Source organism: Luteipulveratus flavus (assembly GCF_029439465.1).
GTDB lineage: Bacteria > Actinomycetota > Actinomycetes > Actinomycetales > Dermatophilaceae > Luteipulveratus > Luteipulveratus flavus.
In genome coordinates, this window is record NZ_JAROAV010000004.1 from 45872 (window position 1) to 71240 (window position 25369).

Annotated in this window: 23 protein-coding genes and 2 tRNA genes; 12 read left to right on the top strand and 13 right to left on the bottom strand. The window is 70.4% G+C overall.

Features of this window, described 5'->3' with window-relative positions:
* Nucleotides 1-33: 33 nt before the first annotated feature.
* From P4R38_RS01010 to P4R38_RS01025, 4 genes are all read right to left on the bottom strand, one after another.
* The gene (locus P4R38_RS01010) at nucleotides 34-1704 is read right to left on the bottom strand and encodes an alpha/beta hydrolase (protein WP_277190606.1); all 1671 of its coding nucleotides are present in this window, start codon (nucleotides 1702-1704) and stop codon (nucleotides 34-36) included.
* 56 nt (nucleotides 1705-1760) lie between these two features.
* Nucleotides 1761-2381, bottom strand: a complete 621-nt coding sequence (locus P4R38_RS01015) for a hypothetical protein (protein WP_277190607.1) — start codon at nucleotides 2379-2381, stop codon at nucleotides 1761-1763.
* A complete protein-coding gene (locus tag P4R38_RS01020) occupies nucleotides 2378-2683 on the bottom strand; it encodes a WXG100 family type VII secretion target (protein WP_277190608.1) in 306 nt (101 codons plus the stop codon). Before P4R38_RS01020 ends, P4R38_RS01015 begins: the two co-directional genes overlap by 4 nt.
* Nucleotides 2684-2771: 88 nt before the next feature.
* On the bottom strand, nucleotides 2772-3320 hold the full coding sequence (locus P4R38_RS01025; RefSeq protein WP_277190609.1) for a hypothetical protein: 549 nt from the start codon (nucleotides 3318-3320) through the stop codon (nucleotides 2772-2774).
* Nucleotides 3321-3434: 114 nt separating this feature from the next.
* On the opposite strand from P4R38_RS01025, the gene P4R38_RS01030 reads away from it, so the two are divergent.
* A complete protein-coding gene (locus tag P4R38_RS01030; protein WP_277190610.1) occupies nucleotides 3435-4043 on the top strand; it encodes a CGNR zinc finger domain-containing protein in 609 nt (202 codons plus the stop codon).
* Nucleotides 4044-4112: 69 nt separating this feature from the next.
* On the opposite strand, the gene P4R38_RS01035 is transcribed toward P4R38_RS01030, so the two are convergent.
* Nucleotides 4113-6389: a (Fe-S)-binding protein gene (locus P4R38_RS01035; protein WP_277190611.1), complete on the bottom strand. Its 2277-nt coding sequence runs from the start codon at nucleotides 6387-6389 to the stop codon at nucleotides 4113-4115.
* A 138-nt stretch (nucleotides 6390-6527) separates the two neighbouring features.
* Here P4R38_RS01035 and P4R38_RS01040 point away from each other — a divergent pair, with 138 nt between their 5' ends.
* From P4R38_RS01040 to epsC, 3 genes are all read left to right on the top strand, one after another.
* Nucleotides 6528-8255: a hypothetical protein gene (locus P4R38_RS01040; RefSeq protein WP_277190612.1), complete on the top strand. Its 1728-nt coding sequence runs from the start codon at nucleotides 6528-6530 to the stop codon at nucleotides 8253-8255.
* A gap of 98 nt (nucleotides 8256-8353) precedes the next feature.
* Nucleotides 8354-9283 (top strand): cysteine synthase A, encoded by a 930-nt coding sequence (cysK, locus tag P4R38_RS01045; RefSeq protein WP_277190613.1) that lies wholly within the window; start codon nucleotides 8354-8356, stop codon nucleotides 9281-9283.
* A gap of 4 nt (nucleotides 9284-9287) precedes the next feature.
* Complete coding sequence (epsC, locus tag P4R38_RS01050; protein ID WP_277190614.1) at nucleotides 9288-9914, top strand: serine O-acetyltransferase EpsC; 627 nt, start codon at nucleotides 9288-9290, stop codon at nucleotides 9912-9914.
* A 65-nt stretch (nucleotides 9915-9979) separates the two neighbouring features.
* Here epsC and P4R38_RS01055 read toward each other — a convergent pair whose 3' ends face one another.
* Both P4R38_RS01055 and P4R38_RS01060 read right to left on the bottom strand, forming a co-directional pair.
* Nucleotides 9980-10255, bottom strand: a complete 276-nt coding sequence (locus P4R38_RS01055) for an HU family DNA-binding protein (RefSeq protein ID WP_275237139.1) — start codon at nucleotides 10253-10255, stop codon at nucleotides 9980-9982.
* A gap of 159 nt (nucleotides 10256-10414) precedes the next feature.
* On the bottom strand, nucleotides 10415-10720 hold the full coding sequence (locus tag P4R38_RS01060) for a hypothetical protein (RefSeq protein WP_275237140.1): 306 nt from the start codon (nucleotides 10718-10720) through the stop codon (nucleotides 10415-10417).
* A 128-nt stretch (nucleotides 10721-10848) separates the two neighbouring features.
* Between P4R38_RS01060 and P4R38_RS01065 the strand changes: the two genes are divergently transcribed.
* The 3 genes from P4R38_RS01065 to P4R38_RS01075 all read left to right on the top strand — a co-directional run bounded on the left by P4R38_RS01065 (nucleotide 10849) and on the right by P4R38_RS01075 (nucleotide 12672).
* A tRNA-Ser gene (locus P4R38_RS01065) sits at nucleotides 10849-10941 on the top strand.
* 329 nt (nucleotides 10942-11270) lie between these two features.
* Nucleotides 11271-12143 carry a coiled-coil domain-containing protein gene (locus P4R38_RS01070; RefSeq protein ID WP_275237141.1) on the top strand — a complete coding sequence of 291 codons (873 nt, stop codon included), beginning with the start codon at nucleotides 11271-11273 and terminating at the stop codon, nucleotides 12141-12143.
* A gap of 325 nt (nucleotides 12144-12468) precedes the next feature.
* Complete coding sequence (locus P4R38_RS01075) at nucleotides 12469-12672, top strand: cold-shock protein (protein WP_052595966.1); 204 nt, start codon at nucleotides 12469-12471, stop codon at nucleotides 12670-12672.
* A gap of 91 nt (nucleotides 12673-12763) precedes the next feature.
* On the opposite strand, the gene P4R38_RS01080 is transcribed toward P4R38_RS01075, so the two are convergent.
* Complete coding sequence (locus P4R38_RS01080) at nucleotides 12764-14671, bottom strand: penicillin-binding transpeptidase domain-containing protein (protein WP_277190615.1); 1908 nt, start codon at nucleotides 14669-14671, stop codon at nucleotides 12764-12766.
* A 42-nt stretch (nucleotides 14672-14713) separates the two neighbouring features.
* Entirely contained in the window at nucleotides 14714-16348 is a 1635-nt protein-coding gene (locus P4R38_RS01085; protein WP_277190616.1) for an LCP family protein, read from the bottom strand.
* 286 nt (nucleotides 16349-16634) lie between these two features.
* On the opposite strand from P4R38_RS01085, the gene P4R38_RS01090 reads away from it, so the two are divergent.
* Nucleotides 16635-16725 (top strand) — tRNA-Ser (locus tag P4R38_RS01090).
* 44 nt (nucleotides 16726-16769) lie between these two features.
* Here the strand turns inward: P4R38_RS01090 and P4R38_RS01095 are convergent.
* Genes P4R38_RS01095 through P4R38_RS01105 form a run of 3 tightly spaced genes read right to left on the bottom strand, consistent with a single transcriptional unit; the run spans nucleotide 16770 to nucleotide 19626 of the window.
* The gene (locus P4R38_RS01095; RefSeq protein ID WP_277190617.1) at nucleotides 16770-17297 is read right to left on the bottom strand and encodes a GtrA family protein; all 528 of its coding nucleotides are present in this window, start codon (nucleotides 17295-17297) and stop codon (nucleotides 16770-16772) included.
* A 14-nt stretch (nucleotides 17298-17311) separates the two neighbouring features.
* Nucleotides 17312-18904: a sensor histidine kinase gene (locus tag P4R38_RS01100; protein ID WP_277190618.1), complete on the bottom strand. Its 1593-nt coding sequence runs from the start codon at nucleotides 18902-18904 to the stop codon at nucleotides 17312-17314.
* Nucleotides 18901-19626 carry a response regulator transcription factor gene (locus tag P4R38_RS01105; RefSeq protein WP_277190619.1) on the bottom strand — a complete coding sequence of 242 codons (726 nt, stop codon included), beginning with the start codon at nucleotides 19624-19626 and terminating at the stop codon, nucleotides 18901-18903. Before P4R38_RS01105 ends, P4R38_RS01100 begins: the two co-directional genes overlap by 4 nt.
* A gap of 219 nt (nucleotides 19627-19845) precedes the next feature.
* On the opposite strand from P4R38_RS01105, the gene P4R38_RS01110 reads away from it, so the two are divergent.
* Genes P4R38_RS01110 through P4R38_RS01120 form a run of 3 tightly spaced genes read left to right on the top strand, consistent with a single transcriptional unit; the run spans nucleotide 19846 to nucleotide 22548 of the window.
* Nucleotides 19846-20889, top strand: a complete 1044-nt coding sequence (locus P4R38_RS01110) for an ABC transporter substrate-binding protein (RefSeq protein ID WP_275237148.1) — start codon at nucleotides 19846-19848, stop codon at nucleotides 20887-20889.
* The gene (locus P4R38_RS01115) at nucleotides 20886-21671 is read left to right on the top strand and encodes an ABC transporter ATP-binding protein (protein ID WP_277190620.1); all 786 of its coding nucleotides are present in this window, start codon (nucleotides 20886-20888) and stop codon (nucleotides 21669-21671) included. The genes P4R38_RS01110 and P4R38_RS01115 overlap by 4 nt, the downstream gene beginning before the upstream one ends.
* Nucleotides 21661-22548, top strand: coding sequence for an ABC transporter permease (locus P4R38_RS01120; RefSeq protein ID WP_277190621.1), 888 nt, complete (start codon nucleotides 21661-21663; stop codon nucleotides 22546-22548). The genes P4R38_RS01115 and P4R38_RS01120 overlap by 11 nt, the downstream gene beginning before the upstream one ends.
* 10 nt (nucleotides 22549-22558) lie before the next feature.
* Here P4R38_RS01120 and P4R38_RS01125 read toward each other — a convergent pair whose 3' ends face one another.
* The gene (locus P4R38_RS01125; RefSeq protein ID WP_275237152.1) at nucleotides 22559-24286 is read right to left on the bottom strand and encodes a glycerol-3-phosphate dehydrogenase/oxidase; all 1728 of its coding nucleotides are present in this window, start codon (nucleotides 24284-24286) and stop codon (nucleotides 22559-22561) included.
* A gap of 206 nt (nucleotides 24287-24492) precedes the next feature.
* On the opposite strand from P4R38_RS01125, the gene P4R38_RS01130 reads away from it, so the two are divergent.
* Complete coding sequence (locus tag P4R38_RS01130; RefSeq protein ID WP_275237153.1) at nucleotides 24493-25335, top strand: MIP/aquaporin family protein; 843 nt, start codon at nucleotides 24493-24495, stop codon at nucleotides 25333-25335.
* Nucleotides 25336-25369: the final 34 nt, after the last annotated feature.

Sequence of the window (25369 nt, forward strand, 5' to 3'; positions counted from 1 at the left end):
GACGGGGACGGCGGGATGCGGTCGCCAGGGAGCTCAATGCTGATGTCCTTCGGTCGGTGTGCGGTCGTGCTCCGGGTCGTCGATGTCGATCGAGGGCCCGTGCAGCTGGAGGACGTCCGATGAGTGGCGCGGCTGCGCGAGCATGTCGTGCGCGGCGAGCTGGTCCTTGCGGCCCGACACGATGTCGGCGAGCGCGTAGAGGGACTCCGAGTGGTGGTCGGAGTCGTAGTAGCGGGAGTGGTCGTCCATGTTCCACGGCGCGGCGAAGTCGGAGGCGCGCTCGACGGACTCCGCCTTGAACCGGGTGGCGCCGAAGGAGTCCTTCGCCGGGTCGGCACCCAGGGACTGGAAGTTCGTCGTGACCTGGTCCCGGCTCGCCGAACCCACGAACACCCGGTCGCGGCGCAGGTGCAGATCGTCCACGGACCGCGCGGTGCCGCCCACGCCCGGGCTGCCGATGAGCGCCACCTGGTCGACCTGGTCGGCGAGGCCGGCGTTCTGCAGCGCGAGCCCGACGGTGGTGCTGCCGTAGGAGTGGCCGACGACCATGAGGCTCACCGGGCCGGTGTGGGCTGCCCGCAGCGCCGTCACGTCGCGGGCGAGCAGCCGCGCGCCGGCGCGGGCCTTGCGCTGGGAGGCGACGTCGGCCGTGTCGGGCGCGTCGTACCCCTGCCAGGCGATGACGGCGACGTCGCGCGGCGGGCGTCCTCGCGCGGCCTCTGCCTGCAGGCGCCGCGCGTCACCGCCGACCTGGTGCATCTTGCTGCCCCGTGAGGCGAGCCCGGGGACACACAGCGCGACGTACGTCGCCAGGTCGGGGTTGCCGAAGGCGATCGCGACGCGGCCCTCGTTCCCGTACATGCCGGAGTCGTACGTCTGCACCAGTCGCGGGGTCCCGTCCGAGCCGGGCGTGGCCGTCGCTGCGGTCGACAGGGCGGTCCGGTACCTCGCCACGATGCCCCGGGTCCGCTCGTCGACCATCGGCGACCACCCTGGGACCGCACCGACGCCGGGCGTGCGCAGCGGGACGGGTCCGTCCAGGTACCCCAGCTGTCGCAGCTGGGCGGTCGAGAGTGCGTCGACCTGTGCGATCGTCGTCGGCGGTGTGACCCCGTGGGCGCGGAACAGCGCCTCGCCGGCGGCCCGGTCGCGCTGCAGCATGATCCGGTTGGCACGGTCCCGATCGACCGTGGGGATGCCGGCCAGGTTGCCGATGTGGTGGGCGTCGGCGGTGATGAGCTCGGTGCGCTGCGCCGGCGTCAGGGCGAGCCACTGATCGCGAACCGCCGCGGGGTCGGCCGAGGCGGCCACGAACCGGGGACCCGACTGCGCGTCAGCCAGCAGCAGCGAGAGGACACCCTCCACGGGGATGAGGGGAAGCGGGGCGCCGTCCGGCCCGAGACCGGCGACCGAGCCGTCGGGCCCGATGACGCAGAACCCACCCCGCGCGAGGGTCTCGGCGTTGTCGTACGCCCACGCCGCGTACCGCAGACCACGAGCGAGGGCGCCCAGACGGGCACCGACGGATCCGAGGCTGTCGTCGCCGATCGTGAGCCCGAGTGTCGTCTGCGCCACCAGCCAGCCGGTCGACGGTGCGACGAGGCCGCTCGTGGCGGGGAGGTGGGTGATGACGCGACCGACCGCGCCGTCGAGGAGGGTGACGGCGCGGCCGGCGCGGTCCAGGGTGCCGGCGGCAGAACGCATGCTGGTGGTGTCCGAGGTCCGGCTCGACTGATCGCCGCCCCCGCGCTCGATCTCGTTCACGCCGCCGCGCCGACGGTCGCGGGCAGCAGCCAGGTGGTGCACGCCGAGGTGAGGAGGCGGCGGACGTCGGCCACGGCGAGCCGTTCGGCGTGGACGCGGTGCTCGCGGTCGAGCCGCAGCCGGACCCACGTCGACCTCAGCAGCTGCACGTCGATCCGGCCGTGCCGGTCGCCGGCCGAGACCTCGCAGCTGAGCACGCCGTCGAGACCGAACGCCGCCTCGGCCAGCCAGGGGGGCAGCACCGGCATACCGCATACGCGCAGCGCCTCGGCGAGCTCATCGGCAGCGCCGCGCCGGACGAGTGACGTCAGCAGAGGAACGTCCTCCACCGCGACGCCTGAGGCTGCGGAGGCGGCGCCGGCGGTGGAGACGTCACCGGCGGAGGCGTACGGCGGCCCCGCACCGTCGGAGGTTGTCTCGGGAACGGCCGGCCGGCGGACGAGACCGTGCACCGCGTCGAGCAGACTCGCGACCTCACGACGAACGATGCAGCGAGGAGGAGCGGCCGACCCGATGTGCTCCGAGGTCACCTCGAACCCACCACCCGTACGCACGACCGTGGCTCGTTCACGCAGCTCGCCGTACTGCGCCGTGACCGAGAGCGTCGCCCCGCTCACCGCGCCATCCTTGTCCCGGGAAGGCGGGTCACGTGCTTCAGCGCCGTTGCGATGACCGACTCGTGACGCTCGACCGCCCGGGCGTGCGCGTACAGCTGCCGCCGCAGGTCCTCCAGGCTGCGTACGCAGTCGGACAGGTCGCGCCGGTGATCGGCGAGCCGGTCCCGGTAGCGGTCGGCGCTGGACCCCGACCATGCGACGTGCGTCCCGCTTCCGAGCACACGCCAGGCGCTACGGGTGTCGCGGGCGATCCGGTCGACGGCTCGCGCGGCGGAGCGGATCTGCTCGGCGTCGTCTGTCATGCGGAAGACAGTGCCGCACAACGAGATTCGAGCGATCTAGACGGACGTCACCTGTGGACGAAACGGTCGGCGCGAGCCGGGGTGTGGATCACGACACGAGGTTGCACACGTCGATCTCCTGCCCGCGGTCGGTCGTCAGGTGCTTCACCCCGTCCTCCCCGTAGGTCACGACGTGGTAGCCCGTGAACCGGTAGTACCCCTGTGCCAGCTCCGGCCCGTTGCCCGCGGCCCACCCCACTCCGACCGGCCCCGTGGCGGTGTACGTCTGCAGGGAGCCGTCGATGCGGTAGAGGGTGTGCGCGGTGCCGCTCAGGTTGAGCACCGTCGAGGCGCCGGTGCTGGTGTTGGTCGCTCGGCTCAGGAGCAGCCCCGTGTACTTCTCGGTGCGCGGCGTGCCGTCGTCCCAACGGCTCAGCACCTTGACCTTCACGTTCTGCTCCACCGCGCTCAGCGTCAGATCGAAGGAGCCGCAGTACTTCGCGGCAGGCAGGGTGAGGTCACCCTCGGGATACGGCTGCCAGGACTCCTTGACCGGGTGCCAGCCCGGATCGGCCGCGACCGCGGGTGTCCCGGCTCCTGCGACGGTGCCCGTGGCGGCGACCCCCAGCAGCAGTGCGGCGGCGAGTGCTCTCCTCATGTGCCTGTCCTAACCGTGAATCGAAGATAACTGGTTATCTCACACAAGCGGTTAGGCTGCCGTCCGTCAAGGGCGTGAGTGTGAGCGAGGACCAGCGCGCGAGTGGGAGAACGCATGGCGACGTGGTGGGTCACGGTCGACGGTCGGGTGCTGCCCAAGCCGATCGGGGGCCACCCGGCCCTGGAGCTGTGCAACACCCGGTCCGGCTGGGGCGAGCCGTTCGACGACCGGCAGGAGTACCTGCGCGACTACGCCTACCTCGCGACCTTGGGTCACTCGACCGGGGTGATCTCCCGGGAGCGCGCGGAACGGCTGATCCGCAAGGCCGCCCGTGATCGAGACGCAGCGGCCGAGGTCCTCGACCGGACCCGCACCCTGCGCGCCGACCTGTACGCCGTGCTCACCGGGCGCGCCGGACGTGCCCCCTTCGAGCGGGTCGCCGCCGCAGCCGCGACCGCCCGCGGTCGCCAGCGCCTCGACCGGGACGGCGACCGGATCGCCTGGTCCCTGCCGGCCCAGGCGGACCTGCGCGACCCGCTGGAGGCCCTGCTGATCACGGCGTCCGACCTGCTCACCTCGCCTCAGCGGGACGAGGTCCGTACCTGCCCCGGCGTGGGCTGCGGCTGGCTGTTCCTGAGCACGGGGAAGCGCCGCTGGTGCCAGATGGCGGTGTGCGGCAACCGGGCCAAGCAGGCCTCGTACGCCTCCCGCCACCGCGACTGACCCGAGCGGCACCACGAACGCCGACGGCCCGCCACGACGGGTCGTGGCGGGCCGTTCGTACGCGGGCGGTCAGGCGTCGGCGGTGACGGGCTCCTCGCCGCGACGGACGGCGGCCAGCAGCATGTTCGCGACGTCGACCACCTCGACCTGCTCGCGGGCCTCACCCTCGGACTGCTTGGCCGTAAGGCCGTCGGTCATCATCACCCGGCAGAACGGGCAGCCGATGGCGATCCGGTCGGCGCCGGTGTCGATGGCCTCCTGGGTGCGGTTGAGGTTGATCCGCGAGCCGAGCTTCTCCTCCATCCACATGCGGGCACCGCCGGCGCCGCAGCAGAACGACTTCTCGCCCGAGCGCTCCATCTCGCGGTACTCCACGCCCGGCAGCGCGCCGATGAGCTCGCGCGGCGGGGCGTACACGCCGTTGTGCCGGCCGAGGTAGCACGGGTCGTGGTAGGTCACCGAGGACGCCGTCGAGGCCGCGCCCGAGGAGTCCGCCTCGTCCGGGCGCGCGACCGGGACGAGCTTCTTCTCGCGCACCAGGCGGTTCAGCAGCTGCGTGTGGTGCACGACCTCGTACTCGCCGCCCAGCTGCGGGTACTCGTTCTTGATGGTGTTGAAGCAGTGCGCACAGGTGACGACGATCTTCTTCGCCTTCGACTCGTTCAGCACCTCGACGTTCTGGGACGCCAGCATCTGGAAGAGCATCTCGTTGCCGGCGCGCCGGGCCGGGTCGCCGGTGCAGGTCTCGCCGTCGCCCAGCACGGCGAAGTCGACGCCGGCGGTGTGCAGCAGCTCGGCCACCGCGCGGGTGGTCTTCTTCGCGCGGTCCTCGTACGCGCCTGCGCACCCGACCCAGAACAGCCAGTCGACCTCGTCGGCCGACTCGATGTCGGATCCGATGACCTTGACCTCGAACGGCAGGTCCTTGGCCCAGTCCAGGCGCGCCCGCGCGGACATGCCCCACGGGTTCTGCTTGTTCTCGAGGTTCTTGAACAGGCCGCCGAGCTCGCTCGGGAACGCCGACTCGATGAGAACCTGGTAGCGGCGCATATCAACAATATGGTCGACGTGCTCGATGTCGACGGGGCACTGCTCGACGCACGCACCACACGTCGTGCACGACCACAGGACGTCCTGATCGATGACGGCGTCCGGCCCGTGCGGGTTGTACGCGGTCAGCGGCGCGCTGAGGTCGTACGAGGTGTCGCCGATCAGCGCGGTCGTCACGGCGGCGGGGGCGTCCGCACCCTCGGGCGCACCGCCGTTCGACGCAGCCTTGAGGTAGGGCGCCTGGGCGTTCGCGTGGTCGCGCAGCGTCATCATGAGCAGCTTGGGCGACAGCGGCTTCTCGGTGTTCCAGGCGGGGCACTGCGACTGGCAGCGGCCGCACTCGGTGCAGGTGGAGAAGTCGAGCAGGCCCTTCCAGGTGAAGTCGTCGACCGTGCCGACGCCGAGGCTGACCTCGTCGGAGTCGTCCTCCATCAGCTCGTCGAGGTTGTCGAAGTCGACCGGCTCACCGGCGACCTTCATCGGCTGCAGGGCGCCCAGCGACGTACGACCGTCGGCGTGCCGCTTGAACCAGATGTTGAAGAACGCCAGGAAGCGGTGCCAGGCCACGCCCATCGTGACGTTGAGCGAGATGGTGATCATCCAGGCGAAGGAGATCAGGATCTTGATGGCCGCGACGACCACGATCAACTGCTCGATCGAGTCCTTGGACATGCCGGAGAACAGCTCGCCGAGCCCGAAGGTGAACGGGAAGTGCAGCGCGTTGGCGTGGTCGCCGCCGGTCACGTCCTCGTGGGCGTACTCCAGGCCGCGCAGCACGGTGATGCACAGGGCGACCCCGAGGATCGTCAGCTCGACGTAGTACGCCTGCCAGAAGGTGGAGCCGAAGAACCGCGAGTAGCGGCCCTGCGGGCTGGGGTTGCGGCCCGGGTGGTTCTTCCGGCGGACCCACATCAGGGTCAGGATGCCGAGCAGGCCGGTGACCGCGAAGAGCTCGGTGACCCACTCGTACAGGAAGAAGTGGCCGATCAGCGGGAGAGCCCAGTCCGGCTCGAAGACCTGCCCGAACGCGTTGACCAGCGTCAGGAACAGCACCCCGAACGAGACCATCGTGAACCAGTGGGCGACCGCGACGACCGGGAGCCGTGACATGCGGGTGTGGCCGAGGAACTCCCGGATCAGCGTCCAGGTGCGAGCGCCGGGCCGGTCGGTGCGGCGATCCGGCTGGCCGAGGCGGTACGTCGAGGCCATCGTGGCGATGGCGCGCACGAACAACCCGATGGCGACGAGCGTGACCGGGATCGTGACGACCGCGGCGACGATCTGAAGTGCGGACATGACGAGCAGTCTAACCATTTGTTACCGCTCGGTAACTGTTGAGGCGACCCTTTGCCCCGGCGCCCGACGTACGCACCCGCCGCTACCCTCGCCCCGTGTCGCGCACCGGGGAGGTGCGCATCGGACGAGGGCGGCTCGGTGAGACTCCATCCCTACTTCCGGCCCAAGGGTCGCAACCACCTCGCGCTGCCGTACCTGGGGCCGTACCTGCTCGGCGCCATCGGCCTGCTGGCCGCCGTGAGCGCGGTCGGTCTCGACCTGTCGAAGGCGCCCTGGCTCGGGATGGTCGTCCTGGTCGCCGCGCTGGTGGTGGGCCTGCGCGAGCTGCAGCGCCCGCGTGTCACCCCGAGGGTGGGGTGGCTCCTGGCCCTGGGCGTGGTGGCCGCCTGCGGGGTGCTGCTGGACGTGGGTACGCGGTTCGCGCCCGTCGTGCTCGTCGTCGCCTTTGTCTGGTGGGTGTGGCTGCGCGGACGGCCGCCGCTCGAGGTCGTCGAGGTCGCGCCGGGACGGTGGGAGGCCGTCGCGGACGTGGTCCCGCACTCGACCTGGGTGGACGTGTCGGCCGACCAGACCACGACCGACGCTCCGGCGCCGGCGTACGAGCCGGCGCCGCGACGCCTGGAGTACGCCCTCCCCGTGCCCGACCCGGCTCGTCGACCGTCCGGGCTCCCACGCCGATCGATCACCCTCGTTCCGTGGAAGCCCACGGGCGTCCTCTGGTTCGGCCTCGGCATGCTCGCGCTGGGCTTCCACCTCATCTGGACGGTGGTGCTCACCGGTGACTCCGGACGGGGTGGGCGGGCGATCGGGGCCGCGTTCGCGCTCCTGCTGCTCGCGCCGGGTGTCGCGATGCTCAGGACCGGGTCGTCGGTCCGCCTGGTCGTGGACGTGGAGGGTGTCCGGACCACCGGCTCGGGCCGCTGGGGCTTCCGGTGGTCCGAGCTGTCGGGCCTGGCGGTCGTGCCTGCCGCGGGTGGCGGGACCCCGGCGCTGGCGCTCGCGGTGAGCGACCCTCGGCTGGTGAGGGGGCGTCAGATCGCGACCGGCCGCGTACCGCCCTTCACCCACGTGTACGCCCTCCCTCCGTCCCGCCGCACGGACGAGGCGGCCGGCGAGCTGGTCGCGGCGCTGGCGACGTTCGCCCCCGACCTGCTCGTCGGTCCTGCCGGCGCCACGCCCGAGCAGCCGTACCCGCATCGGGCGCCGGACCCGGTACGGCCGGTCAGCGCGCCGCCGGAAGGTGCGCCGCCGGTCGGCGCTGACGTCCGGGTCCCGGTGCCGGCGCCGCACCTTCGACCATCGGGCGTCCGTCGACGCCGGGTCGCGACGGGCCGCCTCTGGGCAGCCCTGGCCATCGGCACGGTCTCCGCCTGCGTCCTCGTCCTCGGCGGCGCACTGCTGCTCGCTTCCGTGACCGGGCGAGGCGTCGATCAGGTGTGGCCGCGGCTGCTGGCGGGAGGCTTCGGTGTCCTGTTCCTCCTCTTCGCGGTCGCCGGCCTGAGCACCGTGCTGCTCGACCTCACCCGCCGCATCGAGGTCGACGGTGTGGGGATGCGCCTCACCGGGATCTCGGGCTGGCGCTTCACCTGGGACGAGGTGGCTGCCGTCGCGGTCGTCGTCAGCCAGGACCGGGCACGCTCCAACGCCCCTGTCGGGATCGCCGTCGCAGCGCCGTCCCACGAGCAGCGGGGCAGCATGACGTACGAGACCTGGGAGGAGCTGCCGCCGTTCACCCACCTCTGCCCGGTACGCGGCGGACGGGACGGCGACGTCCTGCGGACCGAGCTCGCCACCGCCCTCGGAGCCGTCGTCCCGGATCTGTACGTCGGGGAGCTCCCCGCCCCGGTAGCCCAGCCGTCGCACTGAGCGAACCACGGTTGCAGTATCAATAACCTGCTGTTGGAATAGGCATAAGACGCCTGCGGTTGTCGCGGGCTCGACGTACTCCAGCGAAGGCGGTAGCAGTGCCCATCCTCGACGACGTGACCCAGGCCATCGGCAACACACCCCTGGTGCGTATCAACCGCATCATCTCCTCGGACGCGACCGTCGCGGCCAAGCTGGAGTTCAGCAACCCTGCGGCGTCGGTCAAGGACCGCATCGGTGCCGCCATCGTGAAGGCGGCCGAGGATGCCGGCGCACTGAAGCCCGGCGGCACGATCGTCGAGGCGACGTCCGGCAACACCGGCATCGCCCTCGCCATGGTCGGTGCGGCCAAGGGTTACGACGTCGTCCTCGCGATGCCGGAGACGATGTCGAAGGAGCGGCGGGCGCTGCTGAAGGCCTTCGGTGCCGAGCTCGTCCTCACCGAGGGCGCCAAGGGCATGCAGGGTGCGGTCGACAAGGCCGACGAGATCGTCGCTCAGCGCGAGGGCGCGATCCTCGCCCGCCAGTTCGCCAACGAGGCCAACCCCGAGGTTCACCGCCGCACCACGGCGGAGGAGATCTGGAAGGACACCGACGGCGAGGTCGACATCGTCATCGCCGGCATCGGCACCGGCGGCACCATCACCGGCGTCGGCCAGGTCCTCAAGGGTCGCAAGCCCGGGGTGCAGATGATCGCCGTCGAGCCGGAGGAGTCCCCGATCCTCAACGGCGGTCAGCCCGGCCCGCACAAGATCCAGGGCATCGGCGCCAACTTCGTCCCCGAGATCCTCGACCGTGACATCTACGACGAGGTCATCGACATCAACGCCGCCACCTCGGTGGAGTGGGCGCGCAAGGCCGCGACGGAGGAGGGGCTTCTGGTGGGCATCTCCTCCGGTGCCGCACTCGCCGCCGCCGACCAGGTCGCGCGGCGCCCGGAGAACGCCGGCAAGACCATCGTCGTGATCATCCCGTCGTTCGGCGAGCGCTACCTGTCGACGATCCTGTTCGAGGGCCTGGTTGACTGACGCAATGGGTGCCGACGCGCTGCTGACCGGCGGAGCTGCGAGCAAGAGCGTGACGCAGACCGTGCGTCGCGCCGTCGCTCACATCCGCTCCGACCTGGACGCAGCGATCGCCCGCGACCCGGCCGTGGAGTCCCGCCTGGAGATGGCGCTGGCGTCGCCGGGCCTGCACGCCGTGTGGTCGCACCGGCTCGCGCACCGCATGTGGTCCAAAGGCGGCAGCTGGCGGCTTCCGGCGCGTCTGCTCTCCCAGACGGCACGGGCGGTGACAGGAGTGGAGATCCACCCCGGCGCCACCATCGGCCGGCGCTTCTTCATCGATCACGGCATGGGTGTGGTGATCGGCGAGACCGCCGAGGTCGGTGACGACGTCATGCTCTACCACGGCGTCACCCTGGGCGGCCGGTCGCTGCAGCGGGTCAAGCGGCACCCGACCGTCGGCGACGGCGTCACCATCGGCGCCGGTGCCCGTGTCCTCGGCCCGGTCCGCGTCGGCGACGGTGCCCAGATCGGAGCGAACGCCGTCGTGGTCAAGGACGTCCCACCGCAGGCGGTGGCGACCGGGATCCCGGCGAAGGTGCGGTTCCCCGAGCCGGCGTACGACCCGTACACCGACCCGGCGCTGTTCATCTGACCCAGCACCAACGAGACGGCCCGCGTCCCCCAGGAGGGGACGCGGGCCGTCTCGATGCGAGTGGATCAGCCCTTTGCGGCGGCCTTCAGCTTGCTGCCGGCGCTGACCTTGGCGGCCTTCGACGCGGCGATCTGGATCTCCTCACCCGTCTGCGGGTTGCGACCGGTGCGCGCGGCGCGGTCGACGACCTCGATGGTGAGCAGACCCGGCAGCTGGATCTTCTCGCCGCGGCCGACGGCCTCGAGGATGACGTCGTTCAGGCCCGTGATCACGGTGTTGGCGTCCTTGACGCTCACCCCCGTGCGCTGGGCGATGGTGCTGGCGAGGTCAGTGCGGTTCATGAAAGGTCCTGTTCTGAAGGTTGAACGGTGAGCCATTGCTGGCCCGGGTTTGAAACTACGGCAGTTCAGCGCAGATTTCGCGTCGGCACGCGACAGAATTCCGCGTCGTGTCGCGGTTCTTCCGCGTGCCGAGCGGACCACGGTACGCCGTGGGGCGCCTCAGGGCCGACTGCGGCCGGACAGATCGGTCGCTGCGGTCGGCGCATCCGAGGCGCCGGTGTCGCTCGAGGAGTCCTTCAGGCCCACCTTCGTGGCGGCCTTCGTCGCGGCGGACTCGGCCGCGCTGCGTGCGGCCGGCGCCTTCGACTTCACCTGGTCGGTCACGTCCCCGACCTTGTTCTGCACCGAGGGGTTCTCCCACACCTTGTTGGCCTGGGTCTTGATCTGCTCGTAACGCTGCTTGCCGGCTCGTGCGCCCAGCACATAGCCGGCACCGACCCCGATCAGGAAGGACAACTTGCCCATGTCGTGCTCCTCTCGTCGTTTGCGACGACACTAACAACGGCGCCATCACGGCGAGTGGTCCTCGTGTGCACCCGGGCCTCGGACGGACGTCTACGATGGACGCGCTCGCTCGGGCGGACCGGGCGAACGGAGGGCTCGCATAGTGGCCTAGTGCGGCGGTCTTGAAAACCGCTAAGTCGGTTACCCCGGCTTCGTGGGTTCGAATCCCACGCCCTCCGCCACCGGTTTCCACGTCCTTCGCCGCCGATCGTTCTCGGTCCGTGAGATGTGAACTGCGCCTCATACCCAGTCGAGACCTAAACGACACGTGGTCGATCGAGGGCGGATACGCTGGCCGGGCAGCGTCGGGTGTGGGCGGTCGTCGGTCGGGTCGGCGCCGGTCAGTGCGCCCCCCGAAGTACGAGCCGTCTGCCGCGGCGCTGCCTCCCTCCCCGTACGACCTGGGCTCACCCGGTGGGCCTGCCCCGCGTGACCGGATGTCCGACCGGGCACGCCCCATCCGATGTGCTGCTTCGCGCTGGCGCACGTCCTGGACTAAGGAAGTGAACCCGTGGCGAACTCGGCCACCCCGAACGGCAAATCCTCCGACTCGACGCCTGCAGGGCCGCCGATCCCTCAGCGTGAGGAGGGCCAGAACGACCAGATCTTCGACACCGTGCTGCGCGGCTACGACCGCCGGCAGGTCGACGACGCCCTGTCCACCCGCAACAAGGAGATCACCCGGCTCAAGGTGCGCCTGGCCGAGGCGAACCGCCAGCACCAGCTGACGGCCGAGTCCGCCGAGCGCACCCAGTCCGAGCTGCGTGAGCTGCGCGCTCGTACGGCCAACGGTGAGCCGTCGGTCCCGGAGGACAGCTTCGGGTTCCGCGCCGAGAAGCTGCTGCGGCTGGCCGAGCAGGAGGCCACCGAGATGCGCAACAGCGCGAGCCGCGAGTCCGCGGGGATCCTCGAGAAGGCGCGGACCGACGCCGAGAAGCACCGCCACGACATCGAGCAGTCGCTGATCGCGCGGGCCTCGCTGCTGGAGCAGCAGTCCTCGCAGCGGTCCGCCGAGCTGCAGGAGCGTGAGCAGCAGATCGCCGACCAGCTCGCCGCTGCCCGCCAGCAGGCCGAGCACATGCACACCGCCGCTGAGCAGGCGGCGCTGCGGCTGCGCAAGGAGGCCGAGGCGGCGGCGGACGACACCCGCCAGCGCGCCGAGTCCGACATCCGGCGCCAGCGCGACCAGTCGACCCAGGAGCTGGCTCGTCTCAGCGGCCTGCAGTCCGACGTGCGCTCCGAGCTGTCCCGCCTGAGCGACGTCCTCAGTGCCGAGGTCGCCAAGGCGCTGAGCAAGGTCGACCCCGAGGCGACCGACAACGCCAAGAACGCCTCGTCCAGCACGTCGCAGAAGCAGGCGGCGAGCTCCGGCTCCAACGGCTGATCCGACTCACCTCGTCCGACCGTCACCGGTCCGTCCGTCCGGCTCCAGCCGGCGGACGGCCGGTGACGACGCTCGTCGAGGGGTTCCGAGCGGCTGCTACGGCCGGATTTCCGTCGTCCGCCATCTTCTCGATGTCCGGGCCTCGCGTGCTAACGTCTTGCGCGGTTGCAGTTGCAGTTCCTCTCAGGACGATGAGGTGCCCGCGCGTAGCGGGCGCTTCGGCGTTGTGGGGCGTGTTCCACGCTTTCGGGGGTAAGACCAGCGGCAGCCGCCGCTCCGCGACGCGGGGTGTCAACGCCAGAGCAACAGATTGAGAGTTACCCCCATGGCACAGGGAACCGTGAAGTGGTTCAACGCTGAGAAGGGCTTCGGCTTCATCGCCCAGGATGGTGGCGGCCCGGACGTGTTCGTCCACTACTCCGCCATCCAGACCCAGGGCTACCGCAGCCTGGACGAGGCGCAGCGTGTCGAGTTCGAGATCACCCAGGGCGACAAGGGTCCGCAGGCGACCAACGTCACCACGGTCTGATTCAGACTTTCCATCGGCCGACCTGATCGGCACGAGACGAAGCCCCGGAACCGAAAGGTTCCGGGGCTTCGTTGTGCTGACGATCCGGCGGTCAGCCGGTCCGCAGCCGGGTGAAGAAGTCCTTGGCCACCGGTGCGGCGACGGTGCCTCCGGTCTGACCCGGGGACACCTGCTCCACCATCACGGCGAACGCGACGTCGCCCTGCCAGCCGGTCAGCCAGGCGCGAACGACCGGCTCGCCCTTCTCGGTGAACTCGGCGGTGCCGGTCTTGGCGTAGACGTCGCCGCCGGGCGTCCCCTGCATCACCGTGCCGGAGCCGTTCGTGACGACCTGCCGCATCATCATGTGCAGCTGGCTCAAGGCGTTCGCGTCGAGCGGCTTGGGGGTACGGTCGCCGCCCTGGCCGCTCACCAGCGCGGGCGGGATGAACGAGCCTCTCGCGACCGAGCCCGACATCACCGCGACCGCCAGGGGCGAGGCGAGGGTGCGGCCCTGACCGAAGCTCGCGGCCGCCTGGTCCACCTTGCCGGTGGTCGGGGGCACCGAACCGGTGAACGCCGGGACACCGAGCTGCTTGCCCCAGTCCTGATCGATACCGAGGGCGAGCGCGGCGTCGTGCATGTCGTTCGGAGCGAGGCTCGAGGTCGCCTGGACGAACGCGGTGTTGCACGAGTGCGCGAAGTCCTCGACGAACGTCGGGTCGGACAGCGTCTCCTTCTCGAAGTTCCCGATCCGGCGACCGTCGACGACGATGTCCGGCGGGCAGGCGACCTTGGTCGTCGGGTTGAAGCCCTTGGTGAGGAGCGCGTACGTCGAGGAGACCTTCAGCGTGGAGCCCGGCTGGTAGCGGCCGCTCAGCGCGCGATTGATGCCGTACGACGGGGAGTTCGCGGCCGCCAGGACGTCTCCGGTCTTGACGTCGATGGCGACCAGCGCCGAGGGGGTCTTGCCGGTCTTGGTCAACGCCGCTTCGGCGGCGCCCTGGACCTTCGGGTCGAGGGTGGTCTGCAGGTTCTTGCCGTTCTGCGGCTTGGAGCCGTGCAGGATCTGGTCCGGGTTGCTCCGTGGGGACACGCTCAACCCCCCGCTCGGGGCAAGGGTCTGGTCGTAGGCGGCCTGCAGGCCGGACGTCCCGGCGTACATCCCTGCGCGGTACCGGTCCGGGTGGTCCTTGATCATCTCGCCGGTGACCGGCCCGACCGCGCCGAGCAACGGCTGCCCGAAGGTGCGGGTCGGGGCGAGCGGCTGCTGGCGCTCGCTCACCAGGACGCCGGTCAGCCCCTCGATCCTGCTCTTGCGGGAGGCGTAGTCGCTGTCCCGGTAGGTGATGACCGGGATGGCTGCCTTGGACCCGGAGGACTGGGCCTGGCGCAGCTTGCCGGTGAGGCTGCCCGGGTCGGCGCTGACCACACCCTCCAGCTGCTGGACGCTGCTCCGCGTCGCCTTGCCCGGGTCGATCTGGATGTCGTACACCGTCTGGTTCGACATGATCTTCGCGCCGCCTCGGCCGAGGATCTCGCCGCGCGTGGCGGTGCTCGGCGCGTTGACGGCGAACGCGTCGTTCGCGCTCAGCTTCGGGTGCCACAGCGAGCGGTCGCCGATCTTCACACCCCACGCATCACCGGAGGTCGCGAGGGGGACCGGGTCGTCCCAGTCGAACTTCGTCCCGTCCGCGAGCGTCCAGCTCACCCGTAGCGTCGCGGTCGCGGTGGACCCGGACCGGTCGATCTTTCCGACCTCGACCGACACCGGGCCGTCGCCGAGAGCGTGGGTGGCGGTACGGAAGTTCTGCGCCGCGCCCGCAGGAGAGGTGCCGACGTAGGACGCCTTCTCCAGGCTGCGCTCCTCCCAGGCCCGCGCGAACGAGGTGGCCGCGGAGCGTGCGCCGTCGTCCTGCTCGGACGTCTGCTGGTGCTGGTGCCACAGTGTGTAACCGCCCAACCCGCCGGCGACGAGGACGCCGGCTCCCGCGGCGGTCAGGACTGTAGATCGAGGCATGCGCTCATCCAACAGCACCGGTCTGACCGACGGCTGAGCACCTCAGCAGGATCCGGCAGTACTGGAGATAGCGCCGTTCGTGCTGGACGAGGACGAGCCGGTCGGCTCGCTGGACGTCTCGTCGGTGGGGGTCTCGCCCGGGGTCGCACCGTCGGTGGCGCCAGGAGTCGCGCCGTCCGTCGAGCCGGCGGTGGGCGCCGCCGTTTCGGTGCTCGCCGCGGGCGCCGGCGGGTTGATCGCCTGGTCGACGAGCGAGCGGATCTTCGTGAAGTTGGGCTTCGCGGTGTTGATGACGGGGGTCCCGAGGTGAACGCTGCGCATGTGACCCTTCTTCATCTTGGTCACCAGCTCCGAGAACGCCGAGAGGTCGTCCTGCGGGACGTCGAGCAGGATGTTCTTCTTGGCGACCTGCATGATGGCGGGGAACTTCGCGAGCATCTGTGCCGGGTTGGTCTGATCGACCAGGGCGTTGACCATGCACTGCTGCCGCTTCATCCGGCCGTTGTCACCGGTCGGGTCCTCGGCGCGGCTACGGGAGTACCAGAGCGCCTCGCGGCCGGTGAGCTTGCGGGTGCCCGGCTCGACGTAGCCGGTGATCGATCCCTTCACGATGTGGCCGTTCTTGATGACGCCACCGATCGCGATGCCCTTGCCGGAGGGACCTTCCGGGACGGTCATCGTCACGCCGCCCATGGCGTCGACCAGCTGCTGGAAGCCCTGCAGGTTGATGACCACCGAGTAGTTCATCTGCAGCCCGACGACCTCCTCGATGACCTCTCGAGTGGTGTTCCAGCCGGGGTACTTCTCATCCGCGGGGTACAGGTCCTTGTGATCGGAGGCTGCCTGCTGCCAGACGGCGTCCATCTGGCAGTCGATCCCGCAGTCGAAGCCGTCGGGCCAGACCTCGTGCAGCGGGTTGTCCTCCGGGAAGGGGACCTTCTGCAGGTTGCGCGGGATGCTGATGAGCACCGAGTCGCCGGTCCTGGTGTCGATGCTGACCACCATCATCGAGTCGGTGCGGACACCGACACGGTCCAGTCCGGCGTCCGAGCCGAGCAGAAGGATGTTGACGCGCGGGACGTCCTTCCAGGGGTTGGCGCCGCCGCCCGGACCTGCCACGTCGTGGCCGCGGCCGGTGAACCGGTCCTGGAACATCGACCCGAACGTGTCCTGAGTGATCAGGACGTACTGCGTGGCACGAGCGGCGGGCACGGCGACCACCAGGCACATGACCAGCGTGAACACGCGCTGCAGCCAGCGGGCCTTCGCACCCCAGCCGCGACGGGACGTCTCACGGGCGGTGAGCATGATGCCAAACACCCACAGGATGCCGCCGATGAGGAAGGCCGCGAGCAGCGCGAGCAGCCCCTTCTTGCTGAGCAGCTGCGTGGCGGCCGTGAGGATGCCGCCGTTGGCGACGAAGTAGGCCATCACCAGGGCGCTCAGCGCGGCCCCCGCCAGCAGCACGAAGCCGAACCGGTGACGTCGGGTGAAGATCAGACCGAGGCCGGGGAAGACGGTGCTCAGCGCGGTGAGCCCGAGCGCGCGGCGGACCTCGTGCGTACGACGACCACGCATCTGCGAGCGGGTGAGCAGCTGGCCCGAGTCGGACTCATCCGCACGCTCGGAGCCGTCCCGCGGCTGACGGCGAAGCGCCTCGTAGGCACCGTTCGTCATCGTCGAATGTCCTCTGGTCGTCGTCTGCCCTAGGGCTTCATCACATCGTGACCTACAAGGCAGGACGAACCAAACCCCGAGGTGCGAGCCGTGGCTAGCGCGCCGCTCATCGTCCCCGATCCGGGCATCATGACGAGCCGGTTCAGCCAAAACACAGGAAGATCACGCCGCAGAGAACACGCCTCTGAACCCTAGACGCTGCGGCCTGATCGTAGGTTGTCACGCGCCGCCGGATCCGGTTTGGTGGCGACGGCCCCTCGCAGGTAGCCTTGCCTGCGCTTGATCTGGAGGCGTCGCCTAGTCAGGTCTATGGCGCCCGCCTGCTAAGCGGGTTTGGGGCTACAACCCCATCGAGGGTTCAAATCCCTCCGCCTCCGCATAGAGGACGAGGGGTACGACCGCGCACCGTGGTCGTACCCCTTCAGTCTGTCCGGGCCGGGTTCGCTCCCTCGCCGGACCGCTCCCAGTGCGCCGACATCGGCAGGCTCTCCAGCACGCTCTCGGCCTGCTGGTGGTCCGGGCTGGCCGGGTGGGCGCCAGGCCGGAACCACCGTCGCAGCAACCAGAACCGCACCACCGTGGCGACCGCGTTGCCGACGAGGAACACAGCCGTGGCGACCCACGTGCCGGCATCCGGCGCGGCGCGGTTCAGCAGCCACAGCGCGAGCGCCGTCAGTGCCCAGCTCACGCCGAGGAGCAGGAGCGACTGCAGCTGGACCCGCACGGCGCCCGTACGACCCTGGACGCCGAAGGTGAATCGGCGGTTGACGGCGGTGTTGGCGACCGTGCTGAGCAGCAGCGCCAGGACGTTGGCCCACTGATGGGTGGTCACACTCGCGAAGAGAGCGAACAGCGCGACGCTGAGGGCTGTGCTCCCCACGCCGACGACCGCGAAGCGCAGCATCTCGCCGCCGAGGCGACGGGGCAGCAGGTTGGCCGGACCTGGCACGGGCTCTCCTTCGGTCAGCCGGCGGTGACCGGCGGGTGCGGCTCGGGCGCCCCCTGCGGCCCCGCCGGTGCGGCGTTCCCGCCACCCGGAAGCGTAGTTGGCCCGGGCAGCGACAGGATCACCTCGGTCGACCCCGGCCGTGACTGCAGCCGCACCTGACCACCGTGGGCGTTCATCACCGCGCGGACGATCGACAGACCCAGGCCCGTGCTCCCCTCGACGCGGGTCCGGGCGGAGTCGCCCCGGGTGAACCGCTCGAAGACGTGCGTCTGCAGCTCCTTCGGGATGCCCGGCCCGTCGTCGCGGACGACCAGCTCGGCGCCACCGTCCGGCACGGGACGGACGACGGTGGTGACGGCGGTGCCGGGCGGGGTGTGCCGGCGCGCGTTGGCGAGCAGGTTGATCAGGACCTGGCGCAGGCGACCCTCGTCGCCCACGACCTCGCACGGCGCATCGGGCAGGTCGAGGGACCACACGTGCTCGGGTCCGGCGGCGTGCGCGTCACTCACCGTCTCGACCGCGAGTCGGGTGAGGTCGACCGGCGAGCGGTCCAACGGCCGTCCGGCGTCGATCCGGGCGAGCAGCAGGAGGTCCTCGACGAGCGAGGTCATCCGGTCGGCCTCGGACTCGATGCGGCCGAGCGCGTGCGTGACGCCCTGGGGCACCGGATCCGGCTCACGACGGGACAGCTCGGCGTAGCCCTTGATCGAGGCGAGCGGCGTCCTCAGCTCGTGGCTCGCGTCCGCCACGAACTGGCGGACCTGCATCTCCGAGCGGTGGCGCGCGGCGAGCGACCGGTCGACGTGGTCGAGCAGCCCGTTGAGCGCCGACCCGACCTGACCGACCTCGGTACGGGTGTCGGTGTCGGTGGCGGGGACCCGCTCCTGGGTGCCGCCCGGTCCGGAGGACAGCGGGAGCTGCGACACCCGGGTGGCCGTGCCCGCGACCCGTCGCAGCGGAGCAAGGCTGCGACGGACCACCCAGGCCGCCGCGGCGGTCAGCACGAGCAGGCCGAGCGCGGTGAGCAGCGCCACTGAGAACGCCGTACGACGGACCGTGTCCTCGACCGGGTCGACGGGCAGCCCTACCGTGGTCGTGACCTGGAGGCGGCGCGCGACGTCACCCGATACGACGACGACCGGGTGGCGGACCGACACGACCCGGTAGTGGCCGGCACTGCCGCCCAGATCGACCGTCCGGGGAGCCGTACCGATGGGGACGGCTCGCAAGCGCGCGATCTGGGCCGACGTGAGCTGGGTCGTCCCGCCGGGGTAGTTGATCGTCGCGCTGGGGCGTAGCTGTTGGCCATCGGCGTCGTCGGGACCACCGCCTCGGCTCGGGAGGATCGTCCCGTCGGACGCCACGTCCAGGCGCAGGTCGCCGCTGCCGACCACTGGGCCCGGTCCGGGCTGACGTCGGCCGCCGCCGGCCTCGATGGCGGCCGACGAGGTGCGCAGCTGGTCGTCGACCTGGCCCGTCAGCGTGCGGTCGAGGCGCAGCACGGTGAGCGCCCCGACGGCGGTGGTCACCGCGACGAAAAGCAGCACCATGGAGGCGACCAGGGTCGTGCGCAGGCTCCACGAGCCGGGGTGCAGGAGCCGCCTCATGGGACGGGCTTGAGGACATAGCCGGCCCCGCGCATCGTGTGGATCATCGGCTCCCTCCCGGCGTCGACCTTCTTGCGCAGGTAGGAGATGTAGAGCTCGACGACGTTCGCCTGGCCGCCGAAGTCGTAGTGCCAGACGCGGTCGAGGATCTGTGCCTTGGAAAGGACCCGCTTCGGGTTCCGCATCAGGAAGCGAAGCAGCTCGAACTCCGTTGCAGTCAGGGCGATCTCGACGCCGGCGCGGCGTACCTCGTGGCTGTCCTCGTCGAGCGTGAGGTCGCCGACGCTGAGCACGGACTCCGGCTCGGGCGCGAGGACCACAGCACGTCGCAGGAGCGCCCGGACCCTGGCGACGACCTCCTCCAGGGAGAACGGCTTGGTGACGTAGTCGTCACCGCCGGCGGTCAGCCCGGCGACGCGGTCCTCGACGGCGTCGCGAGCCGTGAGGAACAGCACGGGTACAGCGGGGTTGTCGTCGCGCAGCCGGCGCAGGACCTCCATGCCGTCGAAGTCGGGCAGCATGATGTCGAGGACGACGGCGTCCGGCCTGAACTCCTTCGCCGTACGCACCGCGCCGGAGCCGGTGCTCGCCGCCTGGATGTCCCAGCCCTCGTACCGCAGCGCCATGGCGAGCAGCTCGGTGAGGTTCGGCTCGTCGTCGACGACGAGGACGCGAACGGGGCTGCCGTCCGCGCGGGTGAGCGTGGGCGTACGAGAGGTCATGCTCACGAGTGAACCGCCCCGGGCTATGCATGCGCCAGGGCGAACCTGTGGGGTTTCTGTGTGCTGGCCGTGGCCGAGCCCCACGACGATCGGGGCCGTCTCAGTCGATGAGACCAATAATGTCTGGTTATTAAACAAATAACCAGAAGTCGCAATACTCCTCGGAGCCACCGCATGGCGACAGCCCGCGCGGGCCTCGCCGTCGTCCAAGGAGAGAACATGTCCACACCCCGAGGCCGCGTCCTCGTCACGCTCGGAGCACTCGTCGTCGGTCTCGGTCTGTCAGGGTGCGGAGGCACCTCGCAGGCAGCCGCAGGCAAGCCGCCCGCCTCGGTCCGGCTGGGCTACTTCCCCAACCTCACGCACGCGACGCCGATCGTCGCCGACCAGGAGGGGCTGTTCGCCAAGCACCTCGGCGGCACCTCGCTGAAGGTCAGCCACTTCAACGCGGGCCCGGCGGCGGTGGAGGCGCTGAAGTCCGGCGCGATCGACGCGACGTACCTCGGTCCCGGCCCGGCCACCAACGCGTTCATCAACTCCGGTGGGAAGGCCCTCACCGTCGTGGCCGGCGCCGCATCGGGCGGCACCTCCTTGGTGGTGAATCCCTCCATCACCTCGGTCCAGGCGCTCAAGGGTCAGCGGGTGAGCACCCCACAGCTCGGCAACACCCAGGACATCGCGCTGCGCTACAAGCTCAAGCAGGAGGGCCTGACGACCAACCTGCAGGGCGGTGGCGACGTCTCGATCGTGCCGCAGGACAACGCCCAGATCCTCGACGCCTTCAAGCAGAAGAAGATCGCGGGCGCCTGGGTTCCCGAGCCGTGGGCGACCCGGCTGGAGGACGCCGGCGGAAAGGTCCTGATCGACGAGCGCGACCTGTGGCCGGACAAGAAGTTCGCGATCACCCTGCTCGCGGTCCGGACGTCGTTCCTCAAGGAGCACCCGGACACCGTGAAGGCCCTGCTCAGCGGCGCGCTCGACGCGGGTGACCTGATCGCCAAGAACCCGAAGAAGGCGCAGCAGGACGTGGCGGACGTCATCGGAAAGGCCACCGGGAAGCCGCAGAAGGTCGATGTCATCGCTCGGGCCTGGAACAAGCTCGACTTCGGCTACGACCCGGTCCCTGCCTCGATCACCACCGGCGCGGACCACGCGTACGAGGTCGGCGTGCTCAAGAAGAAGCCCGAGCTCAAGGGGCTGATCGACCTGTCGATCCTCAACGACCTGCTCAAGCAGCGCGGCAAGCCGCAGATCAGCGGATGACCACGACCACCCCCACCGCGGGCGCGGCGACCGGCACCACGGGTGGTCCGGCCGTCGCGCTCCGCGACGTGTCGAAGCGGTACGCGGGAGAGCGCGGCGTCCTCGCGCTCGACGGCATCTCACTCGACGCGGCACCCGGCGAGTTCGTGTGCCTCGTCGGAGCATCCGGCTGCGGCAAGTCGACGCTCCTCAACCTGGTCTCCGGCCTCGACCGGCCCACCTCCGGAACCGTGACGGTGCAGGGCGATCCGGCCTTCATGTTCCAGGAGCACGCTCTCTTTCCCTGGCTCTCGGCACTGGACAACGTCGCGATGCCGTTGCGCCTCGACGGAGTCGGCCGACGCGAGCGCACCCTGCGGGCGCGCGAGCACCTGGCTGCGGTTCATCTGGAGGAGTTCGCCGATCGTCGTCCGCACGAGCTGTCCGGCGGGATGCGGCAGCGGGTCGCTCTCGCCCGTACGCTCGCGACGAAGGCGCCGGTCCTGCTGATGGACGAGCCGTTCGGCGCGCTCGACGCGATGACCCGCGACCTGCTGCACGACGAGCTGGAGTCCATCTGGCGCGAACGCCGCCTGACGGTTCTGTTCGTCACCCACAACGTGCGCGAGGCCGTCCGACTCGGCGACCGCGTCGTGCTGCTGACCAGCCGTCCCGGGCGGGTCGCCGCTCAGTACCCGGTCGAGATCGCGCGGCCGCGCCGCATCGAGGATCCCGACGTCGCGGCGCTCGCCGGCGAGATCACCGCCGAGTTGCGCCAGGAGGTGGCCCGCCATGGCCGTTGACACCGAGGCCGACCTGCGCCGGCAGGAGCTGCGCGGACTGGACCGGCTGGACTCGACCCGTACTCGCCGACCGCTGGTCCGTCGACTCTGGGACGCGACCTGGCCCAAGGTGGCGGCGCTCGCTCTCGCGCTCGCGGGCTGGCAGGCACTCGCCGCCACGGGCTGGAAGGCCGAGGCCGGCTTCGGCGGACCCGGTCCGGTGCTGCGGGAGCTGTGGGCCGCGCTCACCGACGAGTACGCCGGCAACGGGCTGCCGACCGTCTGGGACGCCATCCGCGTCACCATGACCCGGGGAGTCGTCGGCTTCCTCCTCGCGACGGTCGTCGGGCTGCTGCTCGGCGTGGCCGTGTCCCAGTCGAAGATCCTGCGCGCCGCGATCGGGTCGCTCATCACCGGGCTGCAGACCATGCCGTCGATCGCGTGGTTCCCCCTCGCACTGCTGCTCTTCGGGATCGACGAGTCGGCGATCGTCTTCGTGATCCTGATCGGGTCGGTGCCCTCCATCGCCAACGGCGTCATCAGCGGTGTCGACTACGTGCCACCGCTGCTGGTGCGTGCGGGCCGGAACCTCGGCGCCGGCCGGGTCGGGCTCTATCGCCACGTCATCGTGCCGGCAGCGCTGCCGAGCATCGTCTCCGGCCTGAAACAGGGGTGGGCCTTCTCCTGGAGGTCCCTCCTGGCCGGCGAGCTGCTCGTCGCGATCGCGAACCGGCCCTCGCTCGGGCAGTTCCTGCAGGCCAGCCGCGAGACGAGCGACACGAACTACATGATCGCGCTGATGATCATCGTCCTGGCCATCGGCATCGTGGTCGACGTGGTGTTCAACGCGTTCGACAACCGCCTGCGCCGGCGCCGGGGTGTGGCGCCGCAGCCCTGAGGCCGGCCGATCACTTGGTGGCGATGACGTCCCGCAGACCGGCGCGCGTCTCGGGCGCCTCCTGCCGCGCGGCGTCGGAGGCCTCGTCGGTGTCCAGCTCCTGGGAGGCCCGCTCGGCGCGGACCCGCTCGACGTAGGCGTCGATCTCCTCGCGCACCTTGGCGTCGTCCCACCCGAGCACACCGGCCATGATCGCGGCGGTCTCCTCGGCCGCGTCGACCCCGCGGTGCCTGGTCTCGATGGACATCCGAGTACGGCGGGCGAGGACGTCGGCGAGGTGCAGGGCGCCCTCGTGCGTGACGGCGTACTTCAGCTCGGCCCGCAGGTACTGCTCGGCGCTCTTCACCGGTTCCAGCATCGACGGGTCCTCCTCGGCGAGCGCGAGGACCTCGTGCAGCTGGGAGCCGTACCGGCCGAGGAGGTGCTCGATCCGCCACTCGGGCAGGCCGGTCTCCGCGGCGAGCTCGTGCTCGAGGTTGACCATCGCGGCGTAGCCGTCGGCTCCGATCAGCGGGACGTGCTCGGTGACCGAGTCCTTCAGCGGGCCGAGGTCCTGCGCAGCGGCGTCGACCGCGTCCTGCGCCATCACCCGGTACGTCGTGTACTTGCCGCCGGCGATCGCGATGAGTCCCGGCGCCGGCCGGGCGACGGCGTGCTCGCGGGACAGCTGGCTGGTGTCCTCGCTCTCACCGGCGAGCAGGGGTCGGAGCCCGGCGTACACCCCGACGATGTCGTCGCGCGTCACCGGCACGGCGAGCACGGTGTTGACGTGCTCGAGGATGTAGTCGATGTCGTGGGCCGTCGCCGCGGGATGCGCCAGGTCGTGCGTCCAGTCGGTGTCGGTGGTCCCGATGATCCAGTGCTGGTACCACGGGATGACGAACAGCACCGACTTCTCGGTGCGCAGGATGAGCCCGACCTCGCCGGCGATCCGGTCGCGCGGCACGAGGATGTGCACGCCCTTGCTCGCGCGGACCCGGAAGCGCCCTCGTCCGCCGGCCATCTTCTGCACGTCGTCGGTCCACACGCCCGTGGCGTTGACGACGACCCTGGCTCGTACGGTCGCCCGCTCGTCGGTCTCGACGTCGCGCACGACCACCCCGGTGACCCGGTCGGCCTCCTTGATGATCTCCACGACCTCGGTGGAGGAGCGGACCACGGCGCCGTAGTGCGCTGCCGTGCGGGCGACCGTCATGGTGTGGCGCGCGTCGTCGGCCTGCGCGTCGTAGTAGCGCACCGCCCCGACGAGGGCGTCGGACTTCAGCCCCGGGAAGAGCTTGAGCGCGCCGCCGCGAGTGAGGTGCTTCTGCCGGGGTACCGAGCGTGCGCCGCCCATCTGGTCGTACATCGCCAGCCCGGTCGCGACGTACGGTCGCTCCCAGCCGCGGTGGCTCAGCGGGTACAGGAAGGGAACCGGATGCACCAGGTGCGGCGCGATCCGGGTGAGCATCAGCTCGCGCTCCTTGAGCGCCTCGGCGACGAGCGAGAAGTTCAGCTGCTCGAGGTAGCGGAGGCCGCCGTGGAACAGCTTGGACGACCGCGAGGACGTCCCGCTCGCGAAGTCGCGCGCCTCGACCAGCCCGGTGCGGAGCCCGCGGGTCGCGGCGTCGAGCGCGGTGCCGGCGCCGGTCACCCCACCACCGATCACCAGCACGTCGAACTCGCGCTCGGTGAGCTCCTGCCAGGCGCGCTCGCGCTCGGACGGCCCGAGCGTGGCGCTGAAGGGCTGCATGACCATGGCGATTCCTCTCGGTCCGACGTGGTTGCGCCAAACGTTACGCCCCGTCCTGCTCCCACCGCTCGCCGCATTCACCGGGGGAACGTTTTGGGTGAACCCGTGGACGTGCGTCCGCTCGGAGCGGTAGGACTGGCAGCACGCTGAGCACGACGGAGTGGGCAGCACCGGTCCGGCGCGGCCACCCGTCTCGTCTGAGAGGCACGGTCATGAGTCTTGGATCCGTTTTCGTGAGCGAGGTGATAGGCACCGGGCTCCTGACCCTGCTGGGCTGTGGTGTCGTCGCCAACGCCGTCCTACCGAGGAACAACGGTCACGAGGGTGGCTTCCTCATGATCAACTTCGGCTGGGGAATCGCCGTGTTCGCCGGCGTCTTCGCCGCGTACAAGTCCGGCGCCCACCTCAATCCGGCGGTGACACTCGGCCTGCTGGCCAACGACGCCGGTACGTACGCCAAGGGCGTCGACATCACCGTGGGCTCCACGCTGACCTACCTCGCCGGCGAGTTCGTCGGAGCCTTTCTCGGGGCGCTGCTGTGCTGGGCGGCGTACAAGCGTCAGTTCGACGAGCGTCTGGTCGATGACGCGGTGCCGGTCGAGGCAGCCGCCCGCAGCGCGCGGACCGATGGCCGGCTGGTGAGCGACGGCGAAGACCAGGCCCTGGTCGACGAGCCTCAGGTGGAGACCACCCCCGGTGCACCGTCCCTCGGGGTCTTCTCGACCGGAGCGCAGATCCGCAGCACGCCGTGGAACCTCGTGACCGAGATCATCGGCACGTTCGTCCTGGTCTTCGTCATCATCTGCTTCGGCAAGACGCCCTCCGGCCTCGGCCCGCTGGCCGTCGCCCTCCTGGTCGTCGGCATCGGCGCGAGCCTCGGTGGTCCGACGGGCTACGCCATCAACCCGGCGCGTGACCTCGGCCCGCGCATCGCGCACGCACTCCTCCCCATCCCGCACAAGGACAACAACGACTGGGGCTACTCCTGGATCCCGGTCGTGGGCCCGATCATCGGGGGTGTGCTCGCAGGACTCGTCGCCAACATGTACATCTGATCCACGAAAGCTGCTGAAGGACAAAGGAACTGAC